The organism is Pseudogemmobacter bohemicus, from assembly GCF_003290025.1.
GTDB lineage: Bacteria > Pseudomonadota > Alphaproteobacteria > Rhodobacterales > Rhodobacteraceae > Pseudogemmobacter > Pseudogemmobacter bohemicus.
Map to the genome: position 1 here is coordinate 42,670 of NZ_QNHG01000001.1, position 15,364 is coordinate 58,033.

The window sequence follows — 15,364 nt, forward strand, 5'->3', positions numbered from 1 at the left end:
GATGACGCAGCTGCCAAAGATCGCCAAGGGCAACCTGTCCGAACAGGTCTATTCGACGATCCGGGCCTCGCTGATGGATGGCCATTACGAACCCGGCGAGCGGCTGACGATCGCCGCCATGGCCGAGCAGCTTGGCGTTTCGATCACCCCCGTCCGTGAGGCGATTTTCCGCCTCGTCTCGGAACGCGCGCTGGAGATGCGCGCGGCCACCTCGATCCATGTCCGCAGGCTGACGGTGGCGGAACTGCGCGAGATCCAGATCATTCGCAGCCATCTTGAAGGCGAGGCGGCGGCGCAGGCGGCGCATAAGATCAGCCGCGACGGGCTGAAAGAGCTGACCGATCTTCAGGAAGCCTTTACCCGTGCCGCTGCGAGTGATCCGCTGAACGCGAGCCGTCTGAACCGCGAATTCCATTTCCGTCTGGCCGAGGCGGCGGGCATGCCTTTGCTTTATGCAACCATTGAATCGATGTGGGCGCAGATGGGGCCGCTGATCCATCTCTATCACCTGAACACGCCGACCCGCGTGCTGGCCAGCGGCGATCACGGGCATTACCCGCTGCTGCGCGCCCTTGCGGCAGGGGATGCCGCAGCGGCACGCGCCGCCATCCAGTCCGATATTGGCGTCGGCTCTGTCATGGTGGACTGGCTGGAGGCGAAAGGGGCGGGAATTCCCGCCCCGCAAGACGGTTAAAGCTCGATCCAGGTCGTCTTCAGCTCGGTGTATTTGTCCAGCGCATGCAGTGACTTGTCGCGGCCATTGCCGGATTGTTTGAAGCCGCCGAAGGGCACCGTCACATCGCCGTGGTCATAGCAATTGACCCAGACCGTTCCGGCCCGAAGCCTGCGCGCCATGCGATGGGCGCGGCTGAGATCCCGGGTCCAGACCGCAGCCGCCAGCCCGTAAGAGCTGTCATTGGCCACGCGCACCGCCTCCTCCTCGTCGCGAACGGTGATGGTCGAGAGGACCGGCCCGAAGATTTCCTCCTGCGCGATGGCCATCGTGTTTTTCACATCCGCGAATATCGTCGGATTGAGGTAGAAACCATCGAGGCCGGTCTCCGGCCGGTCGCCGCCCAGCACCAGCCGCGCGCCTTCTTCGCGGCCTTTGGCAATATAGCCCTCCACCCGGTCGCGATGGCCGGATTCGACCAGCGCCCCCAGCCTGGTATCGGGGTCCAGCGGGTCGCCGGGGCGAATGCCGCGCGCGGTTTCCACCACGATGTCGAGAAACTGGTCCTGGATCTTTTCGGCCAGGATCAGACGTGAGGGCGCGACGCAGACCTCGCCCTGGTTGAAGCAGATCGCGGTGGCGGCGCGCTCGGCGGCAAGACGCAGCTCGGGCACGTCATCCATGATGATGTTCGGGGATTTGCCGCCACATTCCAGCCAGACCCGCTTCATATTGGACTGGCCGGCATAGTGCAGGAACAATTTGCCAACCTCGCCCGAACCGGTGAATGCGAGGCAATCAACATCCATATGCAGACCAAGCGCGCGGCCGGCGGTGGGGCCAAAGCCCGGCAATACATTGAAGACGCCCGCCGGAATCCCTGCCTCGGCGGCAAGCTCGGCCATACGGATCGCGGTCAGCGGCGATTGCTCGGCCGGTTTCAGGATCACGGAATTGCCGGTCGCGAGCGCCGGCGCCAGTTTCCAGGCCGCCATCAGCATGGGGAAATTCCACGGCACCACCGCCGCGACCACGCCGACCGGCTCTCGGGTGATCATGCCAAGCTGGCCGGGGCCGGTGGGGGCGATCTCATCATAAAGCTTGTCCGGGCATTCGGCATACCAGGCCAGCGTATCAAGCACGACATTCACATCAATGCTGCGGCTTTCGCTGATCGGCTTGCCCATATCCAGCGTTTCAAGGATCGCCAGCTCATCCATATTGGCCTCGAACAGAGCCGCAAAGCGCTGCAGCACTTTCTTGCGATCTTTCGGGCTCTGATTGCGCCAGACGCCGTTTTCAAAGGCACGCCGCGCCGCGCGCACGGCCTGATCGACATCCTCTGCATCGCAGGCGGCAATCTGCGTGATCACTGAGCCGTCGCGCGGCGCGATGGTGTCAAAGGTCTGCCCCGAAGCCGCATCCACAAACCTCCCGTCGATAAAGGCCTGGCCGCGCGGTTTCAGCCTGGCGCGGATCGCGTCGATCTCAGGCCTTGTCAATGTAAGGGTCATCTTTTCCTCCCGAATTTTCCCGGTGACATATATCATATATGATGCTAAATCACAAACAGGCAAGGATTCGTTGTCGCCAGTGACGCGACGCCTGAGGGAGGACAGAGGTGTGACCGCACCGATCAGAAACGACTTTCGACCAACCGAGGCCGAGGTGGCCCATCTGCGCGACCGCGCGCAGTTCATCCGGCTGGAGACCATAAGGCTGATCGAGATCGCCAAAGTGGGCCATTACACCAGCGTTTTCTCGGCCGCCGAGATCTTCGCCGCGCTGTATTACGACGTGATGCGGCTTGAGGACGATCCGAAACATCCCGACCGCGACCGCTTTCTGATGGGCAAGGGGCATGCGGCGGTGGGTCTGTTCCCCATCCTTGCGGAAAAGGGCTATCTGCCGGTCGAGGTGCTGAATGGCTACACAAGGCTTGGCAATCCGCTGGGCGACCACCCCGATATGCGCAAAGTGCCCGGGGTCGACTTTTCGTCGGGCTCGATCGGCCACGCGCTGTCCAACGGTCTTGGCATGGCGCTCGGCGGGCGTCAGCAGGGGCGCGACTTCACCACATTCGTGATGCTGGGTGATGGCGAGATGCAGGAGGGGCAGGTCTGGGAGGCCGCCATCGGCGCCGCCCATCACGGGCTGAACCGGCTGGTCGCCATCGTGGACCGCAACGGGTTCCAGCTTGATGGCGCTGTCGATGACGTGATGGGGATCGAGCCGCTGGACGAGAAATGGCGCGCTTTCGGCTGGGAGGTGCATGTCGTCGACGGTCACGACATCGCCGCTCTGACCGCCACCCTGCGCCGCGTCAAAGCCGACCAGTCCCGCGCGAAACCCTGCTGCATCATCGCCCGCACGCTGAAGGGCAAGGGTGTCAGCTATATGGAAACCGAACCGGGCTGGCATCTTGGCTATCTCGACCCGTCCGACGCCGAGGCGGCGCGGCAAGAAATCCTGTCGAGGGTGATCTGACATGACCATTCACAGCCGCCCGCAATCGCCGAACTCGTGGCATTACCGCGAACTCAACATGAAGAATCCGGGCCTTGATCACCTCTCGAACGGGTTGATCTCGCTGGTCGAGGCCGGGCATCCGGTGGTGGCCGGTTCCGCCGATCTGCAATATTCCAACGGGCTGAACCGCTTCGCCGAAAGATATCCCGACCGCTATATCGGTTTCGGCATTTCCGAGCAGAACATGGTCTCGGCGGCGGCCGGGCTCGCCACCACGGGGATGATGCCCTATGTCGCCACTTTCGCCTCGTTCCTCGGTCTTCTGACCTGCGAGCAGATCCGCATGGACGTCGCCTATTGCGCCTTGCCGGTGCGGCTGATCGGGCATCATACCGGCATTTCGATGGGCTTTTACGGCACCTCGCATCACGCGACCGAGGATATCGGCACCATGCGCTCGATCGCCGATCTGACGGTGGTTTCGCCCGCCGACGGCCCGCAGCTTGAGGCCGCGATCCGCGCCAGTGCCGACCATGACCGGCCGATCTATTTCCGCACCGGCCGCGGGCGCGAGCCCGGCCTCTACGACCCGGCTGCCCCCTTTGTCTTTGGCAAGGCCATCGAACATGCGCGGGGCGAAGAGATCACCATCATCGCCTGCGGCCTGCCGGTTCATCCTTCGGTGCAGGTCGCGAAAAAGCTGGCCGCCGAGGGGCGCAGCATCGGCGTTCTGGACATGGCGACGGTGAAACCCATCGACCGGGATGCGATCCTGGAGGCTGCCGCGCGCTCGAAAATCATCCTGACCATCGAAGAGCATAACATCCTCGGCGGGCTTGGCGCTGCGGTGGCCGAAGTGCTGGCCGAAGCAGGCAGCCCCGCACGCCTGGTGCGGCACGGGATCCGCGACGAATACGCGCTGATCGCGCCGCCCAGCCATCTTTATGCGCATTACCGGCTGGACGAGGCCGGGATCGAGGCGGTGCTTCGCGAGAATCTCGTCTGATCGGCCCCGCGCCGGGAGGGCGCGGGTGAAAAACAGGCCCGGGGACAGATCCCGGGCCGATACAAGGGAGAGAGAGATGTTTCATTCCAGAACGGCGCTTGCGCTGCTGTCCTCGGCTGCACTTTTGCTGGCGCTGCCGGCCGTCGCCGAAGAAAAGCACGAGATCTACACGCTGCTGCCCAATTCCGCGCTTTCCGGGGTGATCGACCCCGATCTTGCGGATCGCAGCGATATCGCCAAAGCGCTGCCGACTGCGCCGCGCGACCCGGCGGACAAGCTGGTGATCGGCTGGACCGAGATCACCCTCGGCAATCCGTGGTTTGTCAGCGTGATCGAGTCCGCCAAAGCAAAGGCCGATGAATATGGCTATGAGCTGGATGTGCAGGTCGCGGATGGCGACCCGGCAAAGACCAGCGCGCAGATCGACGCCTTCATCGCGAAAGGCGTCGATGTCATCGTGATGGACCCGACCGATCTTGCCGCTGCCGCCACCGATGCGCAGCGCGCGGTGGATGCGGGCATCCCGGTGATCGCGCTTGGCACCGTGCCCGATGACAGCCCGGTGGTGACGACCGTGCTCTTCAACCCCTATGGCAACGGGTTTGAGGCCGGCCGCTATGTCGCGCAGCATTTCGGCCCCGACACGCAGATCACCGCCGCTGCCATTCTGGGAACGGTCGGCAACTCTACCTCGGAAAGCCGGGTCAACGGGGTGATCACGGGGATCATCTATGAACGCTCGGAGCAGCTTGGCCTTGGCATGTCGAAAGAAGACGCGATGCTGGCCGGGTTCAACAAATTCCAGGAGCTGAAAACCGGCGGCTCTTTCAGCTATCCCGAAGCGAAGTTCGATGTTCTGTCGATGGGTGTCGGCTACTGGACAGAAGAGGGCGGGCTGGATGCGGCCGAAGACATCCTGACCGCGAATGGCCAGAAGATGAACATCATCCTGGCCGAAAATGACTTTATGGGCATGGGTGCGCTGCGCGCAATCGAGAACCAGGGCTACAAGGACAGGATCACGGTTGCCAATGCCGCTGATGGCTTCCGTGTCGCGCTGGATCTGGTGAAATCGGGCGACATGCTGGTGACCGGGCTCGGCTCGGGGTCGCATACCGGCGAGGGGGTCGTACAGCTGATCTATCAGATCTTCGACCAGGGGTTCGACGCGAACAACCTGCCGCTTGGATCCTACTACCCGTCCCAGATCGTGACGAAGGACAATGCGGACGAGTTCATTGATCCCGATACCAGCAACCTGTTCTTCCGCTACACGGTGCCCGCTTTCCGGACCATTCCCGAACTGCGCGGCTGATATCCAGCCCGGGTCGCCCTGGCGGCCCGGGGCTCACCTATGGCCTTGGGAGGGGATCATGGAACGCCTGCAAATGCATGGCATCGCAAAGGAATTCGGCGGGATCGCCGCTTTGCGCGACGCTGCTTTCAGCGCCCGCTCCGGTGAGGTTCACGCGCTGATGGGCGAGAACGGGGCCGGCAAATCGACATTGATGAAAATCCTCGCCGGCGCCTATGACCATCAGGGCGGCGAGATCCATATCGACGGCGCCCCCGCCGATATCCACACGCCGCTCGATGCCCTGCGCCGGGGGGTCTCGGTCATCTATCAGGAATTCTCGCTGGCCCGGCATCTGAGCGTGGCCGAGAATATCCTTCTGGAACATCTGGGCCACCGCTTCTGGCTTGCCCGGGCAGAGATGGAGCGCCGCGCAGCGGATCTGCTGGCCGATATGGGTTTTCCCGAGGTGGATCCCTGTGCTCTCGCGGGCGATCTGCCGGTGGCGATGCAGCAGGTGGTTGAGATCTGCAAGGCGCTGTCGCGCGATTGCTCTATCCTGGTGCTGGATGAGCCGACCGCGGTGCTGACGGCGCATGAGACGGAAAAGCTGTTCGCGCTGGTGCGGCGTCTGCGCGATCGGGGCGTCTGCGTGATCTATATCTCGCACCGGCTCGACGAGATATTTGCGCTTTGCGATCGGGTGACGGTGCTGAAAGACGGAGCGACGGTCGGCACCTGGGAGACCGCGACGCTGGATCACGACAGCCTGACCCGGCTGATGATCGGGCGCGAGCTGTCGGATTTCTTCCCGCCGCGCGCAGTTGAGCCCGGCCCCGTTGCGCTTGAGGTGCAGGGGCTTTGCACGCCCCGGCTGCGCGAGATCAGTTTTTCGGTGCGCCGGGGCGAAGTGCTGGGCATCGGCGGCCTTGTCGGTGCCGGCCGGACCGAGGTGCTGCGGGCGATCTTCGGCGCCGATCCCGCAAAGGGAACAATCCGGCTGCATGGCCGCGCGCAGACAATCCGGAACCCCGGAGACGCGGTGCGCGCCGGGATCGGCCTTGTCCCGGAAGACCGCAAGCAACAGGGCGTCTTGCTGGATCTGCCGATCCTTACCAATGCGATGCTGACCCCGGTTAATCCGCATCTGGGGCCGCTGGGCTTTCTGCGCGGCGGACGCGAGCGCGCGGCGGCGCAGCAGCTGCGCGAGGGGCTGCGTCTGAAGGCCGCCAGCCTTGAGGCTGAGGCAGGCACGCTTTCAGGCGGAAACCAGCAGAAGGTCGCCCTGATGAAATCGCTGGTCTCGGGCTGTGAGATCCTGCTGCTCGACGAGCCGACACGCGGTGTCGATGTGGGCGCGAAGGTGGAAATCTACCGCGTCATCAATGAACTGGCCGACAGTGGGGCGGCTGTGGTGATGGTGTCTTCGGAAATGCTGGAGCTGATCGGCATGTGCGACCGCGTGCTTGTCATGCGCGCCGGTCAGATCGCCGGCGCGCTTTCAGGCCCGGCGCTGACCGAGGAAGGCATCATCGAACTGGCAATGGGGCGGGACAATGTCCACTGAAACTCAGACCATCGGAACAGCGCCTGCCGCGAAGGGGCCCCGCGCGGGGCGGGGCTTGCTCGCGCGGCTGATCGACTGGAACATCTATATCATGCTCGTGGCGCTGATCATCGCCTCGGCCATTCTGTCAGAGCATTTCCTGACGGTGCAGAACATTTTCAACCTTCTGCGCCAGCTGGCACCGCTGGCGCTGGTCTCTGTCGGAATGCTGCTGGTGGTGCTGACCGGCGGGATCGATCTCTCGGTCGGCTCGGTCGCGGCAATCGGCGGCATGGTCGTGGCAATGATGATGCCGGCCCTGCCGGTCGAAGGCGGCTTTGCACTGATCCTTAGTGTCCTGGCCGCCCTGGGGGCAGGGGCGGTTCTGGGCGCGGTGAATGGCATCCTTGTTGCAGGGTTTGGCATGGCGTCCTTCGTTGCGACGCTTGCGATGATGACCATGGCGCGGGGCATTGCCTATATGCTGTCGAACGGCCAGCCGGTGCGTTTCCCGCGCGAGCTGCCGACGGCACAGATCCTGACCGCTTTTGGGGCAAAAGGGGTGCCAGGCCTCGGTATACCCTGGCCTGTGGTGGCAGCACTTCTGGCGGTGCTGCTCTTTGTCATCCTGCTGCGCCGCACCAGCTGGGGCCGGCTGACCGTGGCGACGGGCAGCAATGAGACTGCGGTGCGGCTCGCCGGTCTGCCGGTCGGGCGTTACAAATTCCTCGCCTATACGATCTGCGGCGGATTGTCTGCGCTGGCCGGGGTGATGGTGACCGCGCGCACTTCGGTTGGCACGCCGGTCACCGGCATCGGGCTTGAGCTGGATGCCATCGCCGCCTGCGTCATCGGGGGGGCGCTGCTGTCGGGCGGGAAGGGGACGGTGGTGCAGACGATGATCGGGGTGCTGATCCTCGGGCTGATCGGAAACATTATGAACCTGATGAGCGTACCGGCCTATCCGCAGCAGATCATCAAGGGGCTGATCATCATTCTGGCGGTGCTGTTGCAGGGCGTTGGGGCGCGGACGCGGCAACGGGTCTGACACCGGCCGAGGGTGTGTGGAAACTAGATGTTGTGGTAGACTTCTGCATGGCAGCAAGTTCCGGGCAGTGAATGCACGGGATCGCAACTTCACCAAGGGCAAGGTCGCCAGCCGCATCGCCCATCTGGAGGCGGACGTCGAACGCTACATCGCCGAGATGGTCCGCGTCGATCAACAAGAAGAAGGCGAGGTTCGGGCCGAGAAGGTCGCGCATTTGGCCAAGCGCTACGGCCGCGTCCGCCAGCACATCCAGCATCTGCAAGCTATGGATCGCGCGCTGGCCGATGCACCGGACGGTCAGATCTCCCTGACAGATCCTGACGCCCGCGCCATGGCCACGAGCGCCCGCAACAGCGGTATGGTCGGCTACAACGTCCAGACCGCCGTCGATGCGGAAACGCACCTGATCGTCGTGCATGACGTCACCAATCAGGGCCATGACCGCGATCTTCTGGTGCCGATGGCGCTGGCCGCGCAGGAGGCGCTTCATCGTGACACGATGCATGTGCTGGCCGACAAGGGCTACTTCAGCGGACGGCAGATCCTGACCTGCCATGAGGCTGGCATCACCACAACGATCCCCAAGCCGGAGACGTCCGGCAACAGGATCAAGGGTATGTATGTGAAGCCCGACTTCGCCTACGAGGCCGATGCGGATGTCTACCGCTGCCCCGCTGGCGAAGCGCTGACCTCTACCGCTACACGACCGAGGAAGACGGGCTGGAACTGCGCCGCTACTGGACCGGGGAGTGCGGCGGATGCCCCATGAAGGCCCGCTGCACAACCGGCAAGGAGCGCCGGATCACCCGGTGGGCGCACGAGCATCTGATCGAGGCGGCACGGGCCAGGTTGATCGGACCAACTGAGCCGATGACGATCCGCCGCGGCACGGTCGCGCATCCCTTCGGCACCATCAAGGCTGGATGGGCACGACCCACTTCCTGACCCGCAGGCTGAGGAACGTGAGGACCGAGATCGCGCTGAACGTCCTTGCCTGTAACATCAAACGGATGATGGCGCTGATCGGGATCCAAGGGCTGATGGCGGCGGTGAAGGCCTGAAAAGGGCCGCCAAACCACGTCCTGTCGAGATTTGTTGCTGGTCGCCTCATCTTGGCCGGAGCAACGCGTCAGATATCATCCGCGGTGAGTTTCCATACAGCCTAGGCCCATAGCGGACAGCGTCAACATCCGGGGCCCGCGCTTACCCTGGCGCGGGCCCCGGCCTGTCAGAGCAGGAAGTCGACCAGCAGACGCACCTGGGCGGTGATCATATGCAGCCCCTTATGGGTCGGGCAGCCCCGCGCGGCAGCGGCCGCCAGAAGGGGGGTCACATCCGGCTGCATCACCACCTCGGCCACAAGGGTTCCGGGCGAAAGCCGCGCCGGATCGAAGGGCAGCGGGTCGCCCGCATGCATTCCCAGCGAGGTTCCGTTGACAGCCATATCATATCCCGCCGGATCCATCGGCCCGACATCCACCGTGACGCCCGAAAAGGCCGCGCTGAGCGCGGTGGCCAGTGCCTCGGCTTTTGCGGCAGAGCGGTTTGCAAGCGTCAGCCGCGCCACGCCCGCGCCCGCCAGCGCATGGGCCAGCCCGGCAGCAGCGCCGCCTGCTCCGGCCAGCAGCACCGACTTTCCGCCCGGCTCATATCCTTGCCCGCGCAGCCCGGCGACAAAACCCTCACCATCAAACATCGCGCCGGTCAGGCTGCCATCTGCCTCGCGCCGGATGATATTGCAAACGCCAAGCATCTCCGCCGCGCCGGTCAGACGGTCGCAAAGGGCGGCAACTGCGGCCTTATGGGGGATAGTCACCACCATGCCGGCCAGGTTTTCGACGCCTCTCAGCGCGGCGACCGTCGCTTCGAGCCTCTCAGGTGCGACATCCATCGGCACCATCGCCATGTCGATTCCGCGCGCGGCACATTCGGCGTTGAAGACGCCCGGGGTCCGCACATGGCGGCAGGGATGCGCCAGAATCGGGGTGAATCGGGTGGTTCCTGTGATCATGGGTCTCCTCCGTTGCCCAGAAAGAACGATCTTGCAGGCGCGTAAATAACATATATGATATATTTTGTGGAGGGGCGAATGATGATACAAAACCCGCTGGAAGTGTTTGATGCCGGTATGACCGTGTTCGGGGCGCCCGGTCGTTATGTGCAGGGGCAGGGGCTCCTGGACCGGACCGGCGCCTTCGCGGCCCAGCTGGGCCATTCGGCTGTGCTGGTGGCCGATGCGGTGATCCTGCCGCTGATCGCGCCCCGGATCGCCGCCAGCTGTGCCGCCAGCGGCGTGGTGCTGGAGGTGCTGCCTTTCGCGGGCAAGCTTTTGCGCGAGACTGCTGCCGAACTGGAGGCAGCGCTTGGCGCGCGCGCGCCGGAGGTGGTGATCGCGGCGGGGGGCGGGCGCGCCATTGATGCCGGCAAGGCGCTGGCCGGGCGCAGGGATCTCGCCCTGATCACGGTGCCGACGGTGGCCTCGAATGACGCGCCGACCTCGAAAAACTATGTGCTTTATGATGAGGCGGGCCAGCTGGCAGAGGTCTGTCATCTGCGCCGGAGCCCCGATTTCGTGGTGGTCGATACGGCTGTTCTGGCCGGCGCCCCGCGTGCCATGTTCGCGGCAGGCCTGGGCGATGCGCTCTCGAAAAAGGCCGAGGCCGAGGCCTGTGCCCAGGGCCGTGGCACCACCATGTTCCTCTCGCGTCCGCCCCGGCTGGCGCTGACCATCGCGGCGCAATGTCATGCGGTGTTGATGGATCATGGCGCCGCCGCGCTGGACGCCGCCGGGACAGGCCAGCCGACCCCCGCTTTCGAGGCGGCGGTGGAGGCGATGATCCTGATGGCGGGGCTTGGCTTTGAAAGTGGCGGGCTTTCGGTCCCGCATGCGCTGACCCGTGGTGTGCCGCTTCTGCCCGGTGGCGCCGCTGCGCCACATGGGTTTCAGGTGGCCTGGGGCCTCCTGGTGCATCACCGGCTTTTGGGCGAGGCCCTGCCTGCCGATCTCTCGGCTCTGTTCACCGCAGCGGGTCTGCCGCGCAGCCTTGCCGCGCTGACGGGGCAGCCGGTCGGCCCGGCGCAGATCCGCGCGCTGGCCGGGGCCTCGCTGCCGGTTCGCCATATACTGAACTTTCCCCGCGTGCTGGACCTGCCGCAGTTGATCGAAGCCATCGAATGTGTCGAGGCCGCCGGAGAGCGGGGCTCCGGGCGGCCATGCGGCGGATGAGGAGAAGAAAATGACAAACGAGACTGAACGGCCCCTGGCCGTGATCACCGGCGGCGGCACCGGAATCGGGCGTGCCGTGGCCGAGTTGCTGGCGGAATCGGGCTATCGCTGTCAGGCGGTTGGGCTTGATTGCGACGCGGATCTGCCCGGGGAGGTCTCCTTCGCCCGCGCCGATGTGACCGATACAGCCGCCACGCTGGCGGTTCTGCCCGCCGGGCCGGTGGCTGCGCTGGTGAACTGCGCAGGCATGCTGCGCCATGCGAAAGAATGGGAAACCGGCCCGTTCGAAGAGGTCATGCGGGTCAATGTGACGGCGGGATTTGCCCTTGCCGCCGCCCTGGTCGACCGGCTGGCTGCTGCGGGTGGCGCGGTGGTCAATGTCGCCTCGATGTGGGCGATCTTCGGCTCTCCCGGCGCACCGGCTTATACCGCAAGCAAGGGTGCGGTGGCGGCGGTCACCCGCTCGCAGGCGGTGGCCTGGGCGGCGCGCGGGGTACGGGTGAATTCGGTCGCGCCGGGCTGGGTCGAGACGCGGATTTCCGAAAAAGCCCGCACCGATCCTGCGCGGGCGGACCGGATCGGCCAGCGGATCCCGATGGGCCGCTGGGCCCGCCCGGGTGAGGTCGCGACGGTGGTGCGCTTCCTGCTGTCGGCCGATGCGGGATATGTGACCGGTGCGATGATCCCGGTCGATGGCGGCTATTCGGTTTGCTGAGGGAGGAAAGCATGAAAGCCTGGCTACATCACGAAACCGGCGGCCCCGGGGTCCTGCGTCTCGAAGACTGCCCGAAGCCTGTTCCCGGCAAGGGCGAGGTTCTGGTTCGCAACCATGCCGTGGGGCTGAACCCGGTGGACTGGAAGTTCATCCTCTGGGGGCACCCGGCCTGGACCTGGCCGCATATCCCCGGTGTTGATGGTGCCGGCGAGGTCGAAGCCCTGGGCGAGGGGGTGCATCACCTGCGTCCCGGCGCGCGGGTGGCCTATCACACGGACCTGATCCGCCAGGGGTCGTTCGCGGAATATACTGTCATTCCGGCCCGGGCGGCCATCCCGCTGCCCGAGGCGCTGTCCTTTGTCGCAGCGGCTGCACTGCCCTGTCCCGGGCTGACCGCGCTGCAGGCGGTTGCGAAAGTGCCGCTGCCGCCGGGGGCACAGGTGATGGTCACCGGTGCTTCGGGCGCGGTTGGAGGGGGGCTCCTGCAGCTGGCCCGGGCAAGGGGCTGGATTGTCCATGCCGTGGCCTCGGCCTCCCAGACGGGGCGTGTCCTGCGCCTTGGGGCCGCCAGCGTGACCGATTACCGCCACAGCGGCTGGCGCGAGGACTGGGCAAAACGCATCGGGGACCGGCCGCTGGAGGCCGTCTTCGATATGGTCAGCGGCGAGCATGCGGCCAGCCTCGCCCCCCTACTGGCCGCCAATGGTCATTTGGTATGCATCCAGGACCGCCAGGAGACGGCGCCGCTGCCGGCCTTCACCACCACGATCTCGCTGCATGAGGTCGGGCTGAACGGGCTGCATGCCCATGGCAATGATGCGCAATGGGGTCGCCTTGTGGCCGAAGGCGCGACCATGGCCGCCGATATGGCCACAGGTCTTTTTGACCCGCAGATCCTGGAGGTTTCCCCATTCGATGATCTGCCTGCTGCTCTGGCGCGGCTGAAGGCGGGGCCAAATCCCGGCAATCGGGTGGTGACTCTGTAACCCCGTAGAGAAACACCCTAGGAAGTAGAAGCGGCGATCCCGTCTGATCCTCGGCCAGCCGATGGCCCACCAGGGCGCGAAGGTTCCTAAGGGCTATACCGTAGATCGCAAAGGCGCGGAGATGGCCCGCAAGGCCGAAGACATCGCGCGGCAGAAAGGCGCCAGCTGTCGATACCTGCCGTGTTTCGGGGAAATTTCCTGATCCTGACAGTATGTCGCCATGAAGGAAACTCATGTGATGGCTGACAACACATTTGGCAACCCACAAACGCACCGGGCCGCGCCGGGAGAACCCTGCGCGGCTCTGCAAGCGGATCAGGCGCTTCGGCGGCAATGTCTTGTCTGGGCTTTCCAGACGCGTGAACTTCGTGACCTGCCTCATATGCATGTCATCAACGTCGCACAGTCCTATTATGATTTTATCTGCAACCAATCTGAGCCGCGCGGGGCGATGGCTGAGCTGTGAGAGAGCTTGCCGCGCCCAGGGTGATCTGTCGCGGAATGCGGACCTGTCAGAAAATGCGCGACTGTCAGGAATTTTGTTCCGATCCTGACAGGCTGTAAGCGTGAATATGGTCACAGTTCGCACCCGCAGCCTGTTCGGAAACCTGTCTGGCATTATCATGCCTTATCAATACCTTAGGTTTCCGAACTGATTTCGGAAACTAACAGTGACCAACAGTCACAGTTTCCCAGTTTGCATGGCCGATTCTGGCACAATAGCTTCGTATAAATATGAATGATATCAGATTATTAAGGATAATCAACGGCCCAGAATACAAACTGGGAAGGGTTTTCCCGGTTCGCCGCCTCGTCCGGTTTCAGCGGTCAGACCTTGCTGCAGGGGATCTAAGGCCGCTTTCCCCAGAAATACTAATATTTACAAATCACTATCGAGGTCTGACCAAATCACGCGAGGTCTGACATTTCGGTCAGACCTCAACTGCCTCAGTCCCTCCGTTTTTTCCTCGCTCTAATGCATCCCATGGCTATGAATGGCGTCCGGGCTACGCCGCCCGTCGTTTTTTGCCTTGTGTTATCCGCATGATAGCCAATGTTGCCTGAATGACGTCTGGATGCGCGATAGATGATAGCTGGATGATGCCAGATCGCGCATTTTTGCCCCCCCGATTTCATCCCGTCCAGAATGGTTTCGCTCGAAATCGTCGGATTAGTTATGTCCTTTCAATTAGTTGTCAGGATTTCGGGCATCTGTGTATTCGTCCAGAAGTTAGACCCCCCTACAGACTCGTTCTGGAGGCCGTGCGATGCGACTTGAGATAGGTCGCGTCGATCATCACCGTTTTTGGAACGGCCGCCTCGGAAGCGAGAGCGAGCCGCCCCGTTCGGGACAGATCCCGGTGTCAGGGTCTGCCGTCCTGTCAGCAGGGGGGGGGCGCCGATATTCCTGGCAGCAGTCATTCCGCTTATGCGCGGCCAGGCGTTCCGGCCTGCGGCTCTGCGAAGGTGGAAAAATCATAGGCGCCGATATGCTCGCGGAAGGCCAGCTGGGCGCGGGACGGATTTTCCCGGCTGGGAAAGATCAGCGACATTTCATAGGGGGCAGGGGTCCAGTCCGGCAACAGGCGGATAAGCGTTCCGGCGGCGAGTGACGCCTGGCAGATATAGGCGGGCAGCAGCGCGATGCCGCCGCCAAGGATGGCCGATTGCAGCAGGAACCCCATCGAATCCGAGGACAGTGCCGCCGGCGGGCGCAGGTTCACCCGGATTTCTCTGACAAAGACCCAGTCGGGCTGGCTGTCATGGATCAGGCAGCGATGCCGGCTGATCTCGGCGGGGAGATCCGGCGTGCGGCAGCGCTCCAGATAGGCGGGGGACGCCACCAGCATGCGCCGGATCGCCGAGATGCGCCGCAGGATCATCTCCTGCCCCTGCGCTGCACCGACGCGGAAGGCGAAATCAATCTGCTCGCGCAGCAGATCCAGCGGGCGGTTTGTGGCGATCAGCTCGACGGTGATGCCGGGATGGGCCACAGCAAAACCGTGCAGAAAGCCGGGCATGAAATGGCTGGCGGTGATCTCGGGGCAGGTGATGCGCAATCTGCCCTCGGGCTGTGTCTTCAGATGCCCCATCGCCGTCGCGGCCTTGCGCGCCTCGTCCCTGATACGGCGGCAATATTCCAGATAGACCTGCCCCGCCGCCGTTGGCGTGACCTGGCGGGTGGAGCGGTTCAGAAGCCGCAGCCCCAGCCGCGCCTCAAGCTGGGCGATGCGCTGGCTGGCTGTCGATTTCGGTACGCCGAGGCGCTGGCCCCCTTTGGTGAAGCTGCCGGTCTCGGCAACTTCGACCAGCAGGATCATGTCGTCAGGACTGTCCATGGCTATCCCCTGTTGTCCGGCCAACAGAACAATATCCCGGCGCGACAGGGATGCAACGCCGA

The 15,364-nt window shown here is 64.0% G+C and carries 13 protein-coding genes and 1 pseudogene; 11 read left to right on the forward strand and 3 right to left on the reverse strand.

Annotated features, from left to right (window positions below; genetic code table 11):
* Position 1 precedes the first annotated feature (1 nt).
* Positions 2–694 (forward strand): GntR family transcriptional regulator, encoded by a 693-nt coding sequence (locus DRF71_RS00175; RefSeq protein WP_112308643.1) that lies wholly within the window; start codon positions 2–4, stop codon positions 692–694.
* On the opposite strand, the gene DRF71_RS00180 is transcribed toward DRF71_RS00175, so the two are convergent.
* Positions 691–2,187 carry an aldehyde dehydrogenase gene (locus DRF71_RS00180; protein WP_112309877.1) on the reverse strand — a complete coding sequence of 499 codons (1,497 nt, stop codon included), beginning with the start codon at positions 2,185–2,187 and terminating at the stop codon, positions 691–693. The genes DRF71_RS00175 and DRF71_RS00180 overlap by 4 nt on opposite strands.
* A gap of 109 nt (positions 2,188–2,296) precedes the next feature.
* Here DRF71_RS00180 and DRF71_RS00185 point away from each other — a divergent pair, with 109 nt between their 5' ends.
* The 6 genes and pseudogenes from DRF71_RS00185 to DRF71_RS00210 all read left to right on the forward strand — a co-directional run.
* The gene (locus DRF71_RS00185) at positions 2,297–3,160 is read left to right on the forward strand and encodes a transketolase (RefSeq protein ID WP_112308644.1); all 864 of its coding nucleotides are present in this window, start codon (positions 2,297–2,299) and stop codon (positions 3,158–3,160) included.
* 1 nt (position 3,161) lies between these two features.
* The gene (locus tag DRF71_RS00190; protein ID WP_112308645.1) at positions 3,162–4,148 is read left to right on the forward strand and encodes a transketolase family protein; all 987 of its coding nucleotides are present in this window, start codon (positions 3,162–3,164) and stop codon (positions 4,146–4,148) included.
* A 76-nt stretch (positions 4,149–4,224) separates the two neighbouring features.
* Positions 4,225–5,463, forward strand: a complete 1,239-nt coding sequence (locus tag DRF71_RS00195) for a sugar ABC transporter substrate-binding protein (protein ID WP_112308646.1) — start codon at positions 4,225–4,227, stop codon at positions 5,461–5,463.
* 58 nt (positions 5,464–5,521) lie between these two features.
* Positions 5,522–7,009: a sugar ABC transporter ATP-binding protein gene (locus DRF71_RS00200; protein ID WP_112308647.1), complete on the forward strand. Its 1,488-nt coding sequence runs from the start codon at positions 5,522–5,524 to the stop codon at positions 7,007–7,009.
* A gap of 91 nt (positions 7,010–7,100) precedes the next feature.
* A complete protein-coding gene (locus DRF71_RS00205; RefSeq protein WP_408634521.1) occupies positions 7,101–8,036 on the forward strand; it encodes an ABC transporter permease in 936 nt (311 codons plus the stop codon).
* Positions 8,020–9,097, forward strand: a pseudogene (locus tag DRF71_RS00210) (transposase); the annotation flags it as partial. The gene DRF71_RS00205 and the pseudogene DRF71_RS00210, both read left to right, overlap by 17 nt.
* A 167-nt stretch (positions 9,098–9,264) precedes the next feature.
* On the opposite strand, the gene DRF71_RS00215 reads toward DRF71_RS00210, so the two are convergent.
* Positions 9,265–10,047, reverse strand: coding sequence for a shikimate dehydrogenase family protein (locus DRF71_RS00215; RefSeq protein WP_112308649.1), 783 nt, complete (start codon positions 10,045–10,047; stop codon positions 9,265–9,267).
* A 78-nt stretch (positions 10,048–10,125) separates the two neighbouring features.
* Between DRF71_RS00215 and DRF71_RS00220 the strand changes: the two genes are divergently transcribed.
* From DRF71_RS00220 to DRF71_RS00235, 4 genes are all read left to right on the forward strand, one after another.
* A complete protein-coding gene (locus DRF71_RS00220) occupies positions 10,126–11,262 on the forward strand; it encodes an iron-containing alcohol dehydrogenase (RefSeq protein ID WP_198672029.1) in 1,137 nt (378 codons plus the stop codon).
* A gap of 10 nt (positions 11,263–11,272) precedes the next feature.
* Entirely contained in the window at positions 11,273–11,977 is a 705-nt protein-coding gene (locus DRF71_RS00225; protein ID WP_112309879.1) for an SDR family NAD(P)-dependent oxidoreductase, read from the forward strand.
* An 11-nt stretch (positions 11,978–11,988) separates the two neighbouring features.
* Positions 11,989–12,963 carry a zinc-binding dehydrogenase gene (locus tag DRF71_RS00230; protein ID WP_112308650.1) on the forward strand — a complete coding sequence of 325 codons (975 nt, stop codon included), beginning with the start codon at positions 11,989–11,991 and terminating at the stop codon, positions 12,961–12,963.
* Positions 12,964–13,201: 238 nt separating this feature from the next.
* A complete protein-coding gene (locus DRF71_RS00235; RefSeq protein WP_157970843.1) occupies positions 13,202–13,429 on the forward strand; it encodes a hypothetical protein in 228 nt (75 codons plus the stop codon).
* Positions 13,430–14,390: 961 nt separating this feature from the next.
* Here the strand turns inward: DRF71_RS00235 and DRF71_RS00245 are convergent.
* Positions 14,391–15,302: a LysR family transcriptional regulator gene (locus DRF71_RS00245; RefSeq protein WP_112308652.1), complete on the reverse strand. Its 912-nt coding sequence runs from the start codon at positions 15,300–15,302 to the stop codon at positions 14,391–14,393.
* Between the last annotated feature and the right edge of the window lie 62 nt (positions 15,303–15,364).